Consider the following 18,246-nt stretch of genomic DNA (forward strand, 5'->3'; position numbering starts at 1 on the left):
TGTTATCGTTTTGAATGCTGTTTTTGTTTAAGCGAGGCGCTGATGACTCGGTTGAATCTACAGGAGGATTTATAGGGCACAAAAAAACAGCAACCGAAGTCGCTGTTTTTATATATCTGGAAATTACGCTTCTTGTTGGATACCCGCAACGAGCCAGTCTTGGGTAGAACCCGCAGGTTTTACAAAGTGCCAAACTTCAGCAAAAGGTTGCGGTAAGCTGTTGAGGTCTTCACTTACTGTACCAGTAAAACGTACGCTAACCACGTATTGGCCATTTTCTGTCGCAGAGTCCGCAACCATCGCATTAAGGTTTGAAAACTCAGCTACATCTTGATCTTGATTCGCCATAATGTCTTGATACATAGACTGGTAAAGATCAGGTGTTAAGTAACGCTGAATTTCAGAAATGTTACTTGCCGTGTTCATCGACTGAATATGATTGAAACGTTGACGAGCAATACGTAAGAAAGCAGCGGGTTCTGTACCGTCTGGCAGCTGACTACCACTATTGGTATAGGCAGCGCCAAAAGGTGTATTGTTTTGTGGTGTAGCAGCTGAACCACCTACAGACTGACCAAAAATATTGCTGTTGTCATTTGATGTACGTGGTGCAGCTTGTTGACCAAACGGTGCTTGATTTGAACCATTGTTTGGTGCGTATGGATTAGGTGCTACTTTTTTTTTTGCGCCCATTTTACGGAAAATGAAGAAGGCAACAGCAGCGGCAAGAAGAATCCAAATCCAGCTCGGAATACCACCTTTTTCTTCCTGTGCTTGCGCTTGAGAAGCAGAGTTATCATCTGCCAATGCATTTGCAGCTACAGCACCAATTGCAGCACCCGCTACACCAGCCGCAACCATACCACCGACGCCTGGACCAGATTTAGCTGGAGCTGTAGCGGGCGCGGTAGGTTGTTGAGCTGGAGTTGCTTGACGAGGTTGTTGATAAGGCTGAGTTGGTGCAGCTTGACGGCTCATGCCGTGGCTTTTACCACCACCTGCACGTTTAGCTTCTGCGGCTAAGGGTGCAACTAAAAGAGCCGCTGTTAAAAAACCAGCAATCAAACCACGCTGTCGAACTTCCATCAAATTTTCCTACTCTATAAAAAATAAATTTTAACTCTACCTTTATGCAGTCTTTCAGCCTAAATTTCAATAAAAAACGTGTTTATTTTATGAGAAATCCAAACGAATGGAATTTAGCTTAGTTGAGTTCATCGCTTAAGCTCATGGCTTCAGTGAGTGCCTCATGTAAGCGCGCCACGGCAATTACCTTCACCCCTGCAATGTCTTTTTGCGGTGCGTTGCCACGCGGTAGAATAATGTATTTAAAACCATGTTTAATAGCTTCTTTTAAGCGTTCCTGTCCATTGGGGACTGGGCGAATTTCTCCAGAGAGTCCTACCTCGCCAAAAACAGCCAATTGTTGTGGTAGTGCTTTACCCCGCAGACTCGAGGCACAGGCCAATAAGACAGCCAAGTCAGAGCCTGTTTCCGTGATTTTTAAACCACCGACAACGTTGACATAGACATCTTGTCCAGATGTTTGCACGCCACCATGGCGATGCATTACCGCCAAGAGCATATTTAAACGGTTTTGTTCTAAACCTAAGGCGACTCGGCGCGGTTGACCATGTGCATCATCAACCAAAGCTTGAACCTCAACCAACAGAGGACGTGTGCCTTCACGGCTGATCATCACGATTGAGCCTGCAATGGCTTCATCATAACGACTTAGGAAAATGGCTGAAGGATTCGCCACTTCTCTTAATCCTTTATCGGTCATGCCAAAAACCCCGAGTTCATTGACTGCACCAAAACGGTTTTTAACGGCACGAATCATCCGATAACGAGAGTCGGACTGACCTTCAAAGTACAGAACACAGTCCACCATATGTTCAAGCACACGCGGGCCAGCCAGTGCACCTTCTTTGGTGACGTGTCCGACAATGAACAAGGCTGTACCACTATTTTTAGCAAAACGTGTCAGTAGAGCTGCAGATTCACGAATTTGAGAAACACCGCCCGGCGCTGACTGGAGTGTTTCGGTATATAGGGTTTGAATGGAATCTAAAATTGCCACGGCGGGACGCTCGTGGGCAAGCATTTCACATATCCGCTCGACACAGGTTTCTGCCATGACTTTGAGTTTATCTGTGGGCAGATCAAGACGATTTGCACGTAAGGCCACTTGAGAGAGTGACTCTTCACCTGTGACATACAATGCCGCACTGTTGGCCGCGGCCATATGCGTTGCCGTTTGCAATAAAATGGTCGATTTCCCGATACCTGGATCACCGCCAATCAGTACTACAGAGCCCGTGACGAGACCACCGCCAAGCACACGATCAAACTCACCAATTCCTGTAGCCAATCGAGTCTCATGTGAAACTGAAATTTGATTTAAGGTGCTAATAGCAGCAGCTTGACCTGCATAGCCGCCACCCATTTTGGGCTGTGCACGATGTGTGACTGCTGGTGCAATATTGACTTCAACTAGACTATTCCATTCTCCACATTCAGAACATTGGCCCGCCCATTTTGAATGGTCAGCGCCACATTGTTCACAGCGGTAAACACTTTTTGCTTTTGCCATGCTTTATTTGATGCACTATTTGGAGTATTCGATGGTTCAACAGCATACAGAGGATTGGATTTGAAATGAATGCTCTGAATCAAAAAGCCACCCGAAGGTGGCTTAACTATTGAAGATTTTAAAAATTTGCTTTGAAAATAACCTTAGTACAACTCACCTGATTTACGCTTTTCGACAAAATCACGTGACTCTTTCACAATCACCGTCGACAGCAATAACAAGGCAATTAAGTTTGGAACCGCCATTAAACCATTAAAGGTATCGGCAAATAGCCAGACTAAATCAAGAGATGCCACGCAACCAATAAAGACTGATGCGATGTAAATGAGACGGTACAACAGCACATACTTTTCACCGAGTAAATAAGTACAGCATTTTTCGCCGTAATAGCACCAACCTAAAATGGTGGAGTAAGCGAAGAACACAATACCAAAAGTCACGATCCAGCCTCCGACACCCGGCAGTAATTGGTTAAAAGTATGGGTAGTTAATACCGCGCCTGTTTCGCCACCAAAACTATTGCCCGCCATAATAAAGCCCATAACCAAAACGATCCCTGTAATACTACAGACGATAATGGTATCGATAAACGTACCTGTCATTGAGACTAAGCCTTGACGTGCAGGGTGGTCGGTTTTTGCAGCAGCGGCAGCAATGGGTGCTGAACCCATGCCTGCTTCATTTGAGAAGACGCCACGAGCGACACCGTAACGAATGACAGCACCAATTGCGCCACCTGCTACAGCTTCACCCGTAAAGGCATCACGGAAGATCAGTTCAAGTGCAGGCATGACGAGTTCAAGATGGTTGAAGATAATAATGAGGCCACCGAGGACATAGCCAATCGCCATAATCGGTACGATGAAAGAAGCGGCTTTAGAAATAGATTTAATCCCGCCTAAAATAACCAAAGCAGAAAATACCGTAATAACGATACCTGTGATCCATGTTGCAACTCCCGTACTGTTTTCAACAGCGAGCGCAACTGTATTGGATTGTACTGAACTGCCAATCCCAAAAGACGCCAGAGTGCCAAATAGTGCAAAAATTAGTGCCAACCATTTCCATTTTAGACCGCGTTCAATGTAGTACATTGGACCGCCAGACATTTCACCTTTTTCATTTTTGATTCGATATTTAACTGCCAGTACGCCTTCCCCATATTTGGTTGCCATACCGAACAGGGCTGTCATCCACATCCAAAACACCGCACCTGGGCCACCAAGGACACAAGCGGTTGCAACACCGGCGATATTACCCGTACCAATGGTGGCAGAGAGTGCCGTCATGAGGGATGCAAAGTGGGAGATATCTCCTGCATGAGAATGTGCTTGGTCATGTTTGCCAAATACTTGTTTAAAGGCCAGAGGCAACATGCGGATTTGCCAGAAGAACAAGCGTAATGTGAGGAATATCCCTGTTCCGACAATGAGGACCAACATATAGGGTCCCCAGACCCAACCACTGATGGTTTCCATAAAAGTTTGTAAACTTTGTGTATTCATTTTTCTTTTAGTCCTCTATGTTTTAAAACTTGAAATTTCTAGAAAAATTTTGAGTTTTATTAAGCAATTGATATGCCACAGTCATGCTTCCTGCACGATTTTTTATTGATTTTTAGTCTTGTTGTATTTGTTACACGGAAATTTATTTTTGACAAGTGTTTTGCTGATTTTTTCAACAGGAACTTTTACGTGTCCTTTGTCGTATTAAATATAAGAAAAATTAATTAACTTTTCAAAAGATGTTGAAAATATAGATTAATACAATTTTATTTTTATTTTTTTGTTCTTTTCGGGTAATTTTGGCGACTGGAAATAAAAGATGACATCAAGAATGAGTTTAGAAAACACAGAATCGACCTCTGAACAAGGTGATTTAAAACGGAGTTTATCCAACCGCCATTTACAACTCATTGCGATTGGCGGTGCGATTGGTACAGGTTTATTTATGGGGTCGGGGAAGACGATTAGTCTCGCTGGACCATCTATTTTAATCATTTACATGATTATTGGTTTTATGGTGTTTTTGGTCATGCGCGCGCTTGGCGAATTACTGCTGTCTAACTTAAAGTATAAATCGTTTATCGATTTCTCTACCGATTTGATCGGACCGTGGGCAGGCTATTTCGTTGGTTGGACCTATTGGTTATGTTGGATCACGATTGGTATCGCGGACTTATCAGCCATTATTTATTACCTTCAGTTCTTTAATGGAGGGATGCCGTTCACACCTGGGGAAGGGGTGATGATCAGTGTCGCGGCCATTGTGTTCATCATGGGCTTGAACTTGGTCACGGTGAAACTGTTTGGTGAGCTAGAGTTCTGGTTTGCACTGATTAAGATTATTGCCATTGTGGTGTTGATTGCCGTTGGTTTATGGATGATCTTTACAGGGTTTACTTCAACCACGGGTGAAATTGCATCATTTAGTCATCTTTGGTCACATGGAGGAATGTTCCCAACAGGCGTGACGGGCTTCCTTGCGGGTTTCCAAATTGCGATCTTTGCCTTTGTAGGTGTAGAGCTGGTCGGTACCACGGCTGCTGAAACCAAAGACCCAGAAAAGAATTTGCCAAAAGCAGTGAACTCGATTCCAATTCGTATCATTGTTTTCTATGTGTTGTCTTTAGTGATTGTGATGTCAGTGACACCATGGAACGTGATTGATCCTGCGGTTTCGCCTTTTGTGAACTTGTTTAGTCAAGCGGGTATTGCAGCAGCAGCAATTATCATGAACTTGGTGGTGTTATCTTCTGTGATGTCATCAATGAACAGTGGTGTGTTTTCAACGTCGCGTATGTTGTTTGGTTTGTCTCGTGAAGATCAAGGGCCAAAAGCATTTGGTCACTTAAACAAGCGTGCTGTTCCTGCAAATGCATTGTACTTTTCAGCCATTTGTTTACTGTTAGGTGCTGCACTACAGTACTTTGTACCAAATACTGTTGAAGCCTTTACTTTAGCAACTACACTGTCGACGATTTTGTTTATCTGTGTCTGGATTATGATTATCTGGAGCTACATTGTGTATTACAAAACACGTCCAGAGTTACATGCAAAATCGACCTTTAAACTACCGGGTGGTCTGTTTACCTGTTGGTTTGTGATTGTTTTCTTTATTGGTGTGATCTATGTGTTATCACTAGAAGCCGATACCATGAAAGCTTTAATGGTGAGTCCAATTTGGTTCATCATTTTGATTATTGGTTATTTTGGTTTCTACAAACCGAAACATAAATAATCGATACGATTGAGAAAAACGCCAGTCTTTAACTGGCGTTTTTTTTTAACTCACTATAATCTTTAGCGCTTAGTGGTTTGGTCATGTATGTTGATCAGGTTATACTTCTTCAAAATATCAAATAGGTGATCAGATGCGTTCTGTCATTTGCTGCATCAGTGTCTTGGTGATGAGTACTGCATTCGTCGGTTGTGGTCAGTCTGGTACATTACATATGCCAAATGATCCAAACTACGACAAGCGAGCGAAATATTTGCTTTATAAAGACGCAGCAACTAAGCCGTCTGAACAAAAGGAAGATACAGCGCCCGTGAAGCAAGAATTTGCTGCACCTTCAGTTGAAACCAATCAGCCTTAATACCTTAAACGCTTCATAGAAAGGATACATTCATGAGTTTTACCCGCAATCATGGGGTTTTGCACGCTGAGCAATGCTCGCTGCAACAGCTTGCGCAGCAATTTGGTACACCACTGTATGTTTATTCAAAAGCGACTTTTGAAAAACACTTTACAGAGATGGATCGTGCTTTTGACTTTATCGATCATCAAATTTGTTTTGCGGTTAAGTCAAACTCAAACATTGCGGTATTGAATGTCCTTGCAAAGCTCGGTGCGGGTTTTGATATTGTGACCGGCGGAGAATTGGCTCGTGTACTAAAAGCGGGTGGCGATGCTTCTAAAATTGTCTTTTCGGGTTTAGGTAAAACTGAGATTGATGTTCAAAAAGCATTAGAAGTGGGTATTGCATGCTTCAATGTAGAGTCTCATGCAGAGCTAGATCGGATTCAAAAAGTTGCAGCGAAGCTCGGCAAAAAAGCACCCATTTCATTGCGCGTCAATCCAGATGTAGATGCGAAAACGCATCCTTATATTTCAACAGGCTTAAAAGAAAATAAATTTGGGATTCCTTCAGATACGGTGTTTGAAACCTATCAATATGCTGCAACGCTGCCGAATTTAGACATTATTGGTATTGACTGTCATATTGGTTCACAGCTGACTGAAACACAGCCTTTTGTGGATGCGCTAGATCGCGTGATTGTGATGATCGATCAGCTTAAAACCATGGGTATTCAGCTGAAACACATCGACATTGGTGGTGGTTTAGGCGTGACCTATAAAGATGAAGTACCGCCTACCGTTTTTGAATATGCCAATGCAATGAAGCCCGCTTTAGAAAAATTGGGTTTGAAAGTGTATATGGAACCGGGACGCAGTATTTCGGCAAATGCAGGAGTACTCCTGACCAAAGTAGATTTACTCAAACCGACTATTCACCGTAACTTTGCGATTATTGACGCAGCCATGAACGATTTGATTCGTCCTGCACTGTATGAAGCATGGATGGATATTCAGCCCGTTACACCGCGTTCAGATGTCGAGGCAAAAGAGTGGGATGTGGTTGGTGCGATTTGTGAAACAGGTGATTTCTTGGGTAAAGAGCGTGTGCTTGCACTCAAAGAAAATGACGTACTGGCGGTATTGGGTGCTGGCGCTTATGGTTTTGTCATGAGTTCAAATTACAACAGTCGCGGTCGTGCCGCTGAAGTAATGGTGGATGGTGAAAACGCACATTTGATTCGTGAGCGTGAAACCATTGAGTCGCTTTGGGACAAAGAACGTTTATTGCCTGAAGGATAATTCAAGATGTTATTAGAATTTACCAAAATGCATGGTCTAGGCAATGACTTTATGGTGGTTGATTTAATCAGCCAAAGAGCATTCCTTGATACTGTCACGATTCAGCGATTGGCGGATCGCCATTTCGGCATTGGTTTTGATCAGTTGTTGATAGTTGAGCCACCTGATTTACCTAATGTCGATTTCAAATACCGAATTTTCAATGCCGATGGTTCTGAAGTTGAACAATGTGGTAATGGCGTGCGCTGCTTTGCGCGTTTTGTACATGAGCGTCAGCTCACTACAAAGACCAAGATTAAAGTACAAACCAAGGCTGGAATTGTAGAACCCGAACTTGGTCAAAATGGCTGGGTACGCGTGAATATGGGTTATCCAAAATTCTTGCCGCAGGAAATTCCATTTATTGCGGATGCTCCTGAAGCATTGTATGACATTGCTTTGGCGAACAATGAGCACTTGACCATTGATGTGGTGAATATGGGTAACCCTCATGCAGTTACCATCGTTCCCGACGTGATCACAGCTGATGTTGCACGTCTAGGGCCTCAGGTTGAATCGCATGAGCGTTTTCCGCAGCGTGTGAATGCTGGGTTTATGCAAATCATTGATGAAAAGCATGCGCGCTTACGTGTGTTTGAACGGGGTGTAGGCGAAACCTTGGCCTGTGGAACAGGAGCTTGTGCGGCTGCGATTTCAGGTATGCGCCGTGGTTTACTCGATTCATCTGTTGAGATTGAGCTCGCAGGTGGTAAGTTGCATATTGAATGGCGTGAAGGTGATGTGGTTTGGATGACGGGACCAACCTCAAATGTCTACGAAGGACGTATCGATCTGAGTTACTATCAAAACTAAGTTTAGCGTCACACAAGAAGCACTGATTCATCAGTGCTTTTTTTATGAAAAATGTACATAGGCATATAAAGAGCTGAGACAGTGCTACTATGCAAAAGAAAATCAATCTTCCACAGAATAGAACTATAGAGGCTGACTTGTGACTTTTGAGCCTATGCAACTGCTCGCGATGTGGTTAAAACAACGAGAAATACAAAATCAGTCTGCCCGTACTTTGCAGGCTTATGAACGAGATGTGTCTGATTTTTTGCTATTTTGCAAACAGAAAAAACTTGAGTTGGGTGATGTTGAAGCCACTGATTTACGCGAATTTATTGCACAAAAAGTTGAACATCAACAGTTGAGCTCCAGTAGTTTACAGCGGATGTTATCTTCTATTCGTCAGTTTATGAAATGGGCTGAGCAGGGGCAACATTTGGCTTTTAATCCTGCCGATGACTTTCAACTCAAACGTAAACCTCGCCCTTTACCAGGGCTAGTGGACATTGAAACCATCAATCAAATTTTGGATCAGGCCTTGCCTGAGAAAGAAGTCGAACAGCAAATGTGGTATCGAGACAAAGCTTTGCTAGAGCTGCTTTATGCCAGTGGATTACGCTTAGCGGAAGTGCAAGGCTTAAGAATTAAAGATATCGACTTTAACCGACAATTACTGCGTATTACAGGTAAGGGCAATAAAACTCGGGTTGTGCCTTTTGGTTCTAAAGCCAAAGATGCAGTAATGAAATGGCTGAGCATTTACCCGCTATGGAATGGTGATTTTGTTCCCGATGCACAAGTTTTTATTACTCAAAAGGGCAATCCTTTGGGGATGCGCCAGATTGAAAATCGGGTCAAGTTTCAAGCACAGCGTGCAGGCGTAAATATTGATCTGCATCCGCATTTACTACGCCATTGTTTTGCTAGTCACATGCTGTCAAACAGTGGTGATTTGCGAGCAGTGCAGGAAATGTTAGGTCACAGTAACTTAAGTACCACCCAAATTTATACCCATGTCGATTTTGACAGGCTGGCTCAAGTGTATGATCAGACACATCCACGAGCACAGCAAAAGGTGAAAACTTAGTTCATTCATGCTTTAAAAATAGTGTCACATAATGCATGCACTATAGCGCTGTGTTTTAGGTTAAATGCCAAAGGTCAGAACAAACGGCGTAAACACATTGGCGGATATCTATGAAAGCGCTAGGGGGCTGTGAAATTCGGCATTATTCTTGCTTGAATCAACTTGATCAATAAGTAGCAATGGTCGCTCACTTTTGTTAGAAAAAGTGTGATTATGAACTTTTGTAGAATAATAAATCGGCAAAAAATAGAGTATAAAATTAAAAGAGGATGGGCTGAATATTCCAGTTTAATGAAACGGTAGATTTAAGCTTATATTAAAGATGACAAATGTGAAAATAGGTCAGTATATGATTTCAGATATACAAGCAAAGTATGATCAACTCAGCTCCGCGCAAAAAGACATTTTTGCGGGCTATGGTTTGCGTCAGGTCAAACACTTTGTTGAAATTAGTTTAGCCAATATTGAACCTGTACTGCCTGAAAATGCATTTGTTCAAGGCGTCAATGCAGCAGGTAAAGTTCAGGCTTTGAATGCAGAGACTGGGCAATACTATTTATGGATTTCCGATTTACAGTGGCAAGCGACTGCACAGCCCTCAAATAGCATTGATTTGAAAGATGACTTTCTTGAAGTCTGGAAAATTTTTAATCTTGGACAATATGAATTGATTGATTTAAGTCATATTCATCGTGATTTTTTAGAAAGTCAGTTGGCTTAAGAGCATAGAGTGTATGTCGAAGCAGTGGGCTATTTTGATCGAGTTTAGGATGATTAAAATAGCCACGATGTTGCATGCCGAGACGTTTCATTACCGCTTCAGAAGCCCTATTTTGAACTGCGGTAAAAGCAACAACTTCATCTAGTTTTAAAACCGAAAAAGCAAAATATAGACAAGCCTGTGCAGCTTCTGTGGCATAACCCTGATGCCAAAACTTCGAGTCCAATCGCCAACCAATTTCGACACAGGGTGAAAAATCAAAGCACTCAGGTTGAGCATGTAAGCCTGTAAATCCAATGAACTCCTGACTATGCTTCAGTTCGACTGCCCAAAAGCCCCAACCATTTTGATTGATGAATTGCTGAAACGTTTGCGCAAGGGCATCACTTTCTGTTTGCGCGAGTGGATGAGGAAAATAACGCATCACTTGAGCATCGGCATTTAACTGCGCAAATGCAGGAAAGTCATCTGCGCGCCAAGCTCTTAGACGTAAACGCGCCGTTTCTATCGCAAAATTTAAATGCGCTGACATTAGATTTCATCAAGCGGGAGTTGGAAACTTTGTTTAATGATTTGACTTGGCAAGTCTGTTTTGACACTGGTAATGCCATTCTTTTTGGTCAAATGCGTGGATTGGAACTCACGATAGCTTTCTAAATCAGGTACTACAACTTTCAGCATTGCATCGCATTCCCCTAAAATAATGTAGCATTCCATGACTTGAGGGAGCTCTTTCATGGCTTCAATAAAGGTGTCGATGGTTTCGGCATCTTGACCGACCAGCCAAATACGCGAGAACAGAATCAGTTGAAGGCCAATTTTTTGTGGATCGACCACTGTGGTATAATTTTGAATAACACCTGCTTCTTCTAATAGTTTGACGCGTCTTAGGCATGAAGACGGTGATAGACCGATTTCTCGTGCTAAGTCATTATTTTGAATGCGGCCATTGTCTTGTAAGTGGCGAATGATATTTTTATCTATACGGTCAAGTTTTATGCGCACAGACTTTGGTGATTGTTTCATATCTTAGAATATAATTTGAAAAATACGTTTTATTATAGAATAAATTGAAAGCCAATTTTGTGTTATTTCGCACATACTAATTTTCACTTTCTAATGGATGAAAGGGGAAAGGAAATGTCTGTATATGTACTCTTTGCACTGACCGTGCTGCCGCTGATTTTTACACCTGGGCCAGATATGTTATTTATTCTGTCTCAAGTTATGGGCAAAGATGCAAAAGCAGGCATGATGGCGACTATCGGCGTATGTACAGGCTATTTACTACATTCAATTTTAGTGGCTTTGGGTATTGCTGCCATTATTGTGTCTTTCCCACTTTTGTTTGAAACCATCCGCTGGCTGGGTATTGCCTATTTGTTGTATTTGGCCTTTGGTTTATTAAAGTCGGTTTTTAGCACTAAAAAATTGCAACTAGACCGAAAAACGGAAAATAACCCGATCAAAAAAGGCTTTTTTACCGCACTATTAAATCCTAAAGGTATGCTTATCTATTTTGCAATCTTGCCGCAATTTATCGATAAATCTGCCAACACTGTCAGTCAAGGTTTGATTTTATCTTTACTCTTTATCGCGATGATTTTTGTGGTCTACTGTAGTTTGAGTCTGGTTTTTGCAAAACTGACACAGAAGTCCCCAATAGATGAACGTAAGCAAAAATGGATTGATGGTACTTCAGGTGGTCTGCTGGCATTGGCCGCGACATGGCTGATTGCGAATTAAACTGAGAGAAGCATGTCAGAATGACATGCTTTTTTTTGAGGAAGTTTTTCAGATCGCCTAATAAAGCAGCAATATTGTGTCATCGTATGTCTAGAATAATGAGTATTTGAATCTAAGGCTGCGTGATCTATCTTAAATGACAGATTTGTGAAGCCTGATAAAGATGTGAACAGACAGTCAATCATCTATTTCATGGTGAATATTAGAGAAAAGAAATCAAATCTTTGAATAATGTAAATCAGATAAAAATATAATAAAAATCATAACTTAATCTGAGTGCGATTTTGTGCAAATATAGTGCGTACAAAAAAGTATGAACGCGTCGTTCAGCTAAATTTACGCATTTTTACAGCTCTTTGGTGAATTGTGACTTGACCGAAATGCCGTACACATTGCAAGATAGGGCACCTAAAAAAATTTAAGTGAAGAGTTAAACTAACTTTTCTCAACATTTACATTTGCTAAAACAGCCGAGGATTACATGAAGGCTCTTGTTGCTGTAAAACGTGTGGTTGATGCCAACGTTAAAGTTCGCGTTAAGCCGGACAACAGTGGTGTTGACTTAACCAACGTTAAAATGTCAATTAACCCATTCTGTGAAATCGCAGTGGAAGAAGCGGTTCGCTTAAAAGAAAAAGGAACTGTTTCAGAAATCATCGTTGTTTCTATTGGTCCTAAAGAAGCGCAAGAGCAAATCCGTTCTGCAATGGCGCTTGGTGCTGACCGCGGTATCTTGGTTGAAGCTGATGACAGCCAACTGGGTGCTTTAGAAATTGCGAAAGTGTTGAAAGGCGTTGTTGACGCTGAACAACCTCAGTTGATTCTTCTTGGTAAGCAAGCAATTGATGATGACTCTAACCAAGTCGGCCAAATGCTTGGTGCGCTTCTAGGTGCAGGTCAAGGTACTTTTGCTTCTGAAGTTAAAGTTGATGGCGACAAAGTACAAGTAACTCGTGAAATCGACGGTGGTTTACAAACTGTTGAACTTGCACTTCCAGCGATCATCACCACTGACTTACGTTTGAACGAGCCACGTTATGCTGCTCTTCCAAACATCATGAAAGCGCGTAAAAAACCGCTGGATACGAAGTCTCCTGCTGATTTTGGTGTTTCTACAACAACTAAACTTAAAACAGTTAAAGTTGAAGCGCCTGCTGAACGTAAAGCTGGCGTACAAGTGAAGTCTGTAGACGAACTTGTAGAAAAACTAAAAAATGAAGCGAAAGTGATCTAATACAGAAGGATAAAATCATGAGTATTTTAGTTATCGCTGAGCACGACAACAAAGCACTAAATGGTGCAACTTTAAACGTTGTTGCTGCAGCTCAAAAAATCGGTGGTGATATCACTGTATTAGTTGCTGGTTCTGGCGCTCAAGCTGTTGCTGATGCTGCTGCAAAAGTTGCGGGTGTAAGCAAAGTATTACTTGCTGACAACGCAGTTTATGCAAACCAATTGGCTGAAAACGTTGCAGCTTTGGTTGCAGATATTGCTAAAGGTGGTTTCAAACACGTATTGGCTGCATCAACTACAACGGGTAAGAATATTCTTCCACGTGTGGCTGCTCTTCTTGATGTCAGCATGATTACAGACATCATTGCTGTTGAATCTGCAAATACGTTCAAGCGTCCAATCTATGCAGGTAACGCGATTGCAACAGTTCAGTCTGATGAAGCAATCATTGTTGGTACTGTACGTGGTACAGCATTTGACCCTGTCGCTGCTGAAGGTGGTTCTGCTGCGGTTGAAGCTGTAAGCGAAGCAAAAGATGCTGGTATCTCTAAGTTTATTGCTGAAGAGATCGTAAAATCTGAACGCCCAGAATTAACTGCTGCGCGTATCGTGGTTTCAGGTGGTCGTGGTGTGGGTTCAGGTGATAACTATCATACTGTTCTTGATCCATTGGCTGATAAATTGGGCGCTGCTCAAGGTGCATCACGTGCTGCGGTTGACGCTGGTTTCGTTCCAAACGACATGCAAGTCGGTCAAACAGGTAAAATTGTTGCGCCTGATCTGTATATCGCTGTAGGTATCTCTGGTGCGATCCAGCACTTAGCAGGTATGAAAGACTCTAAAGTGATCGTTGCGATCAACAAAGACGAAGAAGCACCGATCAATGCAGTAGCAGATTACTGGTTAGTAGGTGATTTGAATACCGTTGTTCCAGAGTTAGTAGCTAAAATCTAATTCCTGACAACGTTTCAAAAAAACGCTTTTGTGCAAGCAGTTTAAGCAATGCTTAGCTGTGATGTGCAGGAGCGTTTTTTTATGTGCGTAAATCAATCTCAATATTATAAAAAATCAAAATCACTTGATATTTATTTTGTTATTTTAAGTCCTTGTATTCTGCAAATAATAATAAAAATTTAAGCATTTCTTAAGTTGAGTGTGCATCTGAATATTCAGATTTATGATACTATTTGCCATCCATTTTTAAGCTTAACTTACATAAAACTTTTTTTGTTAAGTTGGGAGTTGTAATCTTGCTGATTGATACTCGCGTATCTTGGTCTGTTCTGATCCTTGCTGTTCTGTGTTTAATTTTTCCATTTTTAGCTGATCTACAGTTTCCACTTTTAGGTGGTGCTGTTGTACGCGGCGTGGAAAATATTCAAGCGTTACTTTTATTGATATTTGCTGTATTTAGCTATTTTTACATGCAACCAATGCGTCTGCCTGAGAGTAAAAAGTATTTTTGGATCTGGGCTGTACTGTGGTGGTTGCTTTTATTTGGGCGTAGCACCAGTTGGGGTAGAGACTATTTCCCTGAAGTCCCAAAAGTATATTTTCGTGGCATCTCGGTGGTTTTGATTGGTTCAGTCGTATTTATGTTATTGGTTAAACCAGTGCGCGATGAGATTGCGATAAAAATGAAGAGTATGACGATTCCTGCTTGGGCAATGCTGCTCACGGTGTTGGGTTTGATTATTTCTGACGGCATTGAACACAGTCGCATTTATGGTGGAATTTTCTTACATCAGATTGCATATAAAGACCTTATGGAGGAGCTATATGAGTTTCCTTTAATATTGGGCTTGTTTATGGTGGCATTTCATATTATGCGGCGCGATAAGCAAGAGATCGATCAGTAAGTCCAAAGATAGGCAAGACATGGCTTAAAGCTCTCAAAAATGAGGGCTTTTTTGCATTTTACGCAACGTTAATAGGGAATGTGATGGAGCTGTAAATGTACATCCTATACATGTGTAAAAAATAACCCCTAAATTAAAGAAAATTAACGAGATTAACTGTGGTGACGTGACACAAAAATCAGAGTGTTTATGCTATAATTTGCGGCTATATTTCAGTTTTTAGTTCAGTATTTTGAACTAATAATTTTGCAAGTTTTACGACATATAAATGCAAGCGGTTTTACGTTTGTAGAATAAGGAGTATGCATGAGCGTATCGGAAATCAGACCGATTGCGATTGAGGATGAACTCAAGAACTCGTATCTTGACTATGCAATGAGCGTGATTGTTTCTCGTGCTTTGCCAGATGTTCGAGATGGTCTAAAACCTGTTCATCGTCGTGTGCTTTATGCAATGCACGAATTGGGTAATGACTACAACAAAGCTTATAAAAAGTCTGCCCGCGTGGTTGGTGATGTGATCGGTAAATATCACCCACACGGTGATTCTGCTGTTTATGAAACCATTGTTCGTATGGCTCAAGACTTTAGCTTGCGTTATCAATTGGTTGATGGTCAGGGGAACTTTGGTTCGGTCGATGGCGATAGCGCAGCTGCAATGCGTTATACCGAAGTTCGTATGCGTAAGTTGACTCATGAAATTCTTGCCGATCTTGAAAAAGATACGGTGGATTGGGAAGACAACTACGACGGCTCTGAACGTATTCCGCAAGTGATGCCAACGCGTATTCCAAACTTACTGATTAACGGTACTACAGGTATTGCTGTGGGTATGGCGACCAATATGGCGCCGCACAACATGACTGAAGTAGTGAACGCTTGTTTGGCTTATGCTGAAAACCCAAATATTTCAATTGAAGGATTGATGGAATATATTTCGGGTCCGGATTTCCCTACAGGTGGTATTATTTACGGTAAAGCGGGCATTGTTGATGCTTACCGTACGGGTAAAGGTCGTTTGCATATTCGTGGTAAATACCACTTTGAAGAAGACCAAAAAACAGGTCGTACCACGATCGTTTTTACAGAAATTCCATATCAAGTCAACAAAGCGAAAACCATTGAACGTATCGCTGAGTTGGTGAAAGAGAAAAAATTGGAAGGTATTTCTGAGCTACGTGACGAATCTGACAAAGATGGGATGCGTATTGCCATTGACTTAAAGCGTGGTGAAAACGCTGAAGTTGTGGTGAATAACTTATTCCAAAACACGCAGTTGGAAAACTCTTTCAGCATTAATATGGTGTGCTTAGACAACGGCCAGCCAAAGTTAATGAACTTGAAAGACATTGTTGCGGCATTTATTCGTCACCGCCAAGAAGTGGTAACGCGTCGTACCATGTTTGAGTTGCGTAAAGCACGTGAACGTGGCCATATTTTAGAAGGTTTGACGGTAGCATTAGCAAATATTGATGCGATCATTGAAACCATTAAAACTTCTGCAAACCCGGCTGAGGCGCGTGAACGTTTACAAGCAGGTGAGTGGGCAGCAGGCAATGTAATTGCGCTGCTCGAAAAAGCAGGTTCTGTTTCTGTACGTCCGGACGAAATTGAAGGTGAAGATCCAAGTCGTCCGTTTGGTTTAGATGGTCAGATATATCGTTTATCGCCTGCGCAAGTGGGTGCGATTCTTGAACTTCGTTTGCACCGTTTAACGGGTCTTGAACAAGACAAGTTGCAAGCTGAATATACTGAAATTTTAGGTCAAATTACTGAACTCACTGCGATTTTAAATGACTTCAATTTATTGATGGGCGTGATTAAAGAAGAATTAGCTTTAATTTTGCAACAATACGGCGATGCTCGTCGTACCGCAATTGTTGAGTCTCGTATTGACTTCTCGCGTGAAGATTTAATTCCTGAAGAGCAAGTGGTACTGACTGTTTCAAAAACAGGTTATGCGAAAACTCAACCACTTTCAGACTATGCTGCGCAGCGTCGTGGTGGACGTGGTAAATCTGCGACCTCGATGAAAGAAGATGATTACATCCAGCATCTGATTGTGACCTCTAACCATGCCACAGTGTTGTGCTTTACCAATGTTGGTAAAGTCTATCGCCTGAGAGTGTTTGAAGTGCCTCAAGCATCGCGTGGTTCAAAAGGTCGCCCAATGGTGAACTTATTGCCACTGGATGCCGATGAGACAATCACAGCAATTCTTCCTGTGATTGATGCGCCGAAGAAATTTAAAGAACGCTTAGCTGAGTTCAAAAACTTTGTGCGTAGCAATGTCGCGACATTACGTGAAAATAGTATTATCGACGCGCATTATGAAGCATTAAAAGCTTCATTCGATGAGTTGGCTGAAGATGCTGATGAACTTTCTGATGCATTACGTAAGCAATTGAAAGAGTTGGGTGTTGAGCTTTCAACAACAGATTTGGACAATGAAACAGTTGCTGAATTTGCTGATCTTGCAGAGAAAATGCGTAAGAACTTCTTTGTATTTATGGCAACTGCATCTGGTACGGTCAAGCGCGTTGAATTAGAACAATTTAGTAATGTTCGTTCAAACGGCTTACGTGCAATTGAGCTAAAAGAAGAAGATACCTTGATTGGTGTTGCAATCACCGATGGCGAACAGCAAATCATGTTGTTCTCAAATGAAGGTAAAGCAATTCGCTTCTCTGAAACTGATGCACGTGTGATGGGACGTACTGCAAAAGGGGTACGTGGTATGCGCGTCACTTTAGCTGCAGCTCAGGCCGAAGATGATGTTGAAACCGACACAGATTCAGATGATGAAGAATCTTCTGATTTAAGTGTGGCGAGCCGTATTGTTTCATTAGTTGTTGTGCCTGAAACTGGCGAAGTACTGTGTGCTTCTGCAAATGGTTATGGGAAACGTACGCCAGTTGATGACTTCCCAACCAAGAAACGTGGTGGTAAAGGCGTCATTGCCATCAAAACATCTGAACGTAACGGTGAGTTGGTCGGTGCGGTTGCCATTGATGAATCTAAAGAGCTGATGTTGATTTCTGATGGTGGTACTTTAGTTCGTACTCGTGCCTCTGAAGTTGCTAGAACGGGTCGTAATGCACAAGGTGTACGTCTGATTCGTTTAGGTAATGAAGAAATCTTGGTCGGTGTCGTTGCTGTTGACGCCGTTGAAGTCGAAGATGATATTTTAGATGCTTCTATTGAAACAACTGAAGAAACTGTGGTTGACGAAGTAAATGTAGATGCATCTGAAAATACAACAGATACCAATACATCGAACGAAGACTAACTGA

16 protein-coding genes are annotated in these 18,246 nt (G+C 42.0%); 11 read left to right on the forward strand and 5 right to left on the reverse strand.

What is annotated here, in order from left to right:
- Nucleotides 1-123: 123 nt before the first annotated feature.
- The 3 genes from JZ787_RS05235 to JZ787_RS05245 form a co-directional block, all read right to left on the reverse strand.
- Nucleotides 124-1,086, reverse strand: coding sequence for a TIM44-like domain-containing protein (locus JZ787_RS05235; RefSeq protein ID WP_218288981.1), 963 nt, complete (start codon nt 1,084-1,086; stop codon nt 124-126).
- A gap of 118 nt (nt 1,087-1,204) precedes the next feature.
- Nucleotides 1,205-2,596 carry a DNA repair protein RadA gene (gene radA, locus JZ787_RS05240; RefSeq protein WP_004695771.1) on the reverse strand — a complete coding sequence of 464 codons (1,392 nt, stop codon included), beginning with the start codon at nt 2,594-2,596 and terminating at the stop codon, nt 1,205-1,207.
- Nucleotides 2,597-2,739: 143 nt separating this feature from the next.
- Nucleotides 2,740-4,101 carry a sodium:alanine symporter family protein gene (locus tag JZ787_RS05245; protein WP_004695773.1) on the reverse strand — a complete coding sequence of 454 codons (1,362 nt, stop codon included), beginning with the start codon at nt 4,099-4,101 and terminating at the stop codon, nt 2,740-2,742.
- 331 nt (nt 4,102-4,432) lie between these two features.
- Here JZ787_RS05245 and JZ787_RS05250 point away from each other — a divergent pair, with 331 nt between their 5' ends.
- The 6 genes from JZ787_RS05250 to JZ787_RS05275 all read left to right on the forward strand — a co-directional run bounded on the left by JZ787_RS05250 (nt 4,433) and on the right by JZ787_RS05275 (nt 10,116).
- Nucleotides 4,433-5,836, forward strand: coding sequence for an amino acid permease (locus tag JZ787_RS05250; RefSeq protein WP_004695775.1), 1,404 nt, complete (start codon nt 4,433-4,435; stop codon nt 5,834-5,836).
- A gap of 133 nt (nt 5,837-5,969) precedes the next feature.
- Nucleotides 5,970-6,194, forward strand: coding sequence for a hypothetical protein (locus JZ787_RS05255; RefSeq protein WP_346311831.1), 225 nt, complete (start codon nt 5,970-5,972; stop codon nt 6,192-6,194).
- A 32-nt stretch (nt 6,195-6,226) separates the two neighbouring features.
- Entirely contained in the window at nt 6,227-7,477 is a 1,251-nt protein-coding gene (gene lysA / locus JZ787_RS05260) for a diaminopimelate decarboxylase (RefSeq protein ID WP_004982575.1), read from the forward strand.
- 6 nt (nt 7,478-7,483) lie between these two features.
- Nucleotides 7,484-8,329: a diaminopimelate epimerase gene (gene dapF / locus JZ787_RS05265; RefSeq protein WP_218288979.1), complete on the forward strand. Its 846-nt coding sequence runs from the start codon at nt 7,484-7,486 to the stop codon at nt 8,327-8,329.
- 154 nt (nt 8,330-8,483) lie between these two features.
- Nucleotides 8,484-9,395, forward strand: a complete 912-nt coding sequence (locus JZ787_RS05270) for a tyrosine recombinase XerC (RefSeq protein WP_346311912.1) — start codon at nt 8,484-8,486, stop codon at nt 9,393-9,395.
- Between the two features lie 322 nt (nt 9,396-9,717).
- The gene (locus JZ787_RS05275) at nt 9,718-10,116 is read left to right on the forward strand and encodes a hypothetical protein (protein WP_201952020.1); all 399 of its coding nucleotides are present in this window, start codon (nt 9,718-9,720) and stop codon (nt 10,114-10,116) included.
- Here JZ787_RS05275 and JZ787_RS05280 read toward each other — a convergent pair.
- Nucleotides 10,043-10,648, reverse strand: coding sequence for a GNAT family N-acetyltransferase (locus tag JZ787_RS05280; RefSeq protein WP_346311832.1), 606 nt, complete (start codon nt 10,646-10,648; stop codon nt 10,043-10,045). The two genes, JZ787_RS05275 and JZ787_RS05280, sit on opposite strands and share 74 nt — an antisense overlap.
- The gene (locus tag JZ787_RS05285) at nt 10,648-11,142 is read right to left on the reverse strand and encodes an Lrp/AsnC family transcriptional regulator (RefSeq protein ID WP_004695793.1); all 495 of its coding nucleotides are present in this window, start codon (nt 11,140-11,142) and stop codon (nt 10,648-10,650) included. The genes JZ787_RS05280 and JZ787_RS05285 overlap by 1 nt, the downstream gene beginning before the upstream one ends.
- Nucleotides 11,143-11,256: 114 nt before the next feature.
- Between JZ787_RS05285 and JZ787_RS05290 the strand changes: the two genes are divergently transcribed.
- The 5 genes from JZ787_RS05290 to gyrA all read left to right on the forward strand — a co-directional run bounded on the left by JZ787_RS05290 (nt 11,257) and on the right by gyrA (nt 18,242).
- Nucleotides 11,257-11,862, forward strand: a complete 606-nt coding sequence (locus JZ787_RS05290) for a LysE family translocator (protein WP_078425376.1) — start codon at nt 11,257-11,259, stop codon at nt 11,860-11,862.
- Between the two features lie 481 nt (nt 11,863-12,343).
- Nucleotides 12,344-13,096: an electron transfer flavoprotein subunit beta/FixA family protein gene (locus JZ787_RS05295; RefSeq protein WP_005400499.1), complete on the forward strand. Its 753-nt coding sequence runs from the start codon at nt 12,344-12,346 to the stop codon at nt 13,094-13,096.
- Nucleotides 13,097-13,113: 17 nt separating this feature from the next.
- Nucleotides 13,114-14,049 carry an FAD-binding protein gene (locus JZ787_RS05300; protein WP_218288976.1) on the forward strand — a complete coding sequence of 312 codons (936 nt, stop codon included), beginning with the start codon at nt 13,114-13,116 and terminating at the stop codon, nt 14,047-14,049.
- 296 nt (nt 14,050-14,345) lie between these two features.
- The gene (locus JZ787_RS05305) at nt 14,346-14,954 is read left to right on the forward strand and encodes a hypothetical protein (protein ID WP_346311833.1); all 609 of its coding nucleotides are present in this window, start codon (nt 14,346-14,348) and stop codon (nt 14,952-14,954) included.
- Nucleotides 14,955-15,260: 306 nt separating this feature from the next.
- Nucleotides 15,261-18,242, forward strand: a complete 2,982-nt coding sequence (gyrA, locus tag JZ787_RS05310) for a DNA gyrase subunit A (RefSeq protein ID WP_346311834.1) — start codon at nt 15,261-15,263, stop codon at nt 18,240-18,242.
- The last annotated feature ends 4 nt before the right edge of the window (nt 18,243-18,246 follow it).

It is taken from the genome of Acinetobacter sp. BWR-L5 (assembly GCF_039655985.1).
Taxonomy (GTDB): Bacteria; Pseudomonadota; Gammaproteobacteria; order Pseudomonadales; family Moraxellaceae; genus Acinetobacter; species Acinetobacter johnsonii.

What these genes read in the sequence shown, in the direction of transcription:
- JZ787_RS05235 (WP_218288981.1), bottom strand. Translation starts at nt 1,086, where the DNA reads ATGGAAGTTCGACAGCGTGGTTTGATTGCTGGTTTTTTAACAGCGGCT.
- radA (WP_004695771.1), bottom strand. Translation starts at nt 2,596, where the DNA reads ATGGCAAAAGCAAAAAGTGTTTACCGCTGTGAACAATGTGGCGCTGAC.
- JZ787_RS05245 (WP_004695773.1), bottom strand. Translation starts at nt 4,101, where the DNA reads ATGAATACACAAAGTTTACAAACTTTTATGGAAACCATCAGTGGTTGG.
- JZ787_RS05250 (WP_004695775.1), top strand. Translation starts at nt 4,433, where the DNA reads ATGAGTTTAGAAAACACAGAATCGACCTCTGAACAAGGTGATTTAAAA.
- JZ787_RS05255 (WP_346311831.1), top strand. Translation starts at nt 5,970, where the DNA reads ATGCGTTCTGTCATTTGCTGCATCAGTGTCTTGGTGATGAGTACTGCA.
- lysA (WP_004982575.1), top strand. Translation starts at nt 6,227, where the DNA reads ATGAGTTTTACCCGCAATCATGGGGTTTTGCACGCTGAGCAATGCTCG.
- dapF (WP_218288979.1), top strand. Translation starts at nt 7,484, where the DNA reads ATGTTATTAGAATTTACCAAAATGCATGGTCTAGGCAATGACTTTATG.
- JZ787_RS05270 (WP_346311912.1), top strand. Translation starts at nt 8,484, where the DNA reads ATGCAACTGCTCGCGATGTGGTTAAAACAACGAGAAATACAAAATCAG.
- JZ787_RS05275 (WP_201952020.1), top strand. Translation starts at nt 9,718, where the DNA reads ATGACAAATGTGAAAATAGGTCAGTATATGATTTCAGATATACAAGCA.
- JZ787_RS05280 (WP_346311832.1), bottom strand. Translation starts at nt 10,648, where the DNA reads ATGTCAGCGCATTTAAATTTTGCGATAGAAACGGCGCGTTTACGTCTA.
- JZ787_RS05285 (WP_004695793.1), bottom strand. Translation starts at nt 11,142, where the DNA reads ATGAAACAATCACCAAAGTCTGTGCGCATAAAACTTGACCGTATAGAT.
- JZ787_RS05290 (WP_078425376.1), top strand. Translation starts at nt 11,257, where the DNA reads ATGTCTGTATATGTACTCTTTGCACTGACCGTGCTGCCGCTGATTTTT.
- JZ787_RS05295 (WP_005400499.1), top strand. Translation starts at nt 12,344, where the DNA reads ATGAAGGCTCTTGTTGCTGTAAAACGTGTGGTTGATGCCAACGTTAAA.
- JZ787_RS05300 (WP_218288976.1), top strand. Translation starts at nt 13,114, where the DNA reads ATGAGTATTTTAGTTATCGCTGAGCACGACAACAAAGCACTAAATGGT.
- gyrA (WP_346311834.1), top strand. Translation starts at nt 15,261, where the DNA reads ATGAGCGTATCGGAAATCAGACCGATTGCGATTGAGGATGAACTCAAG.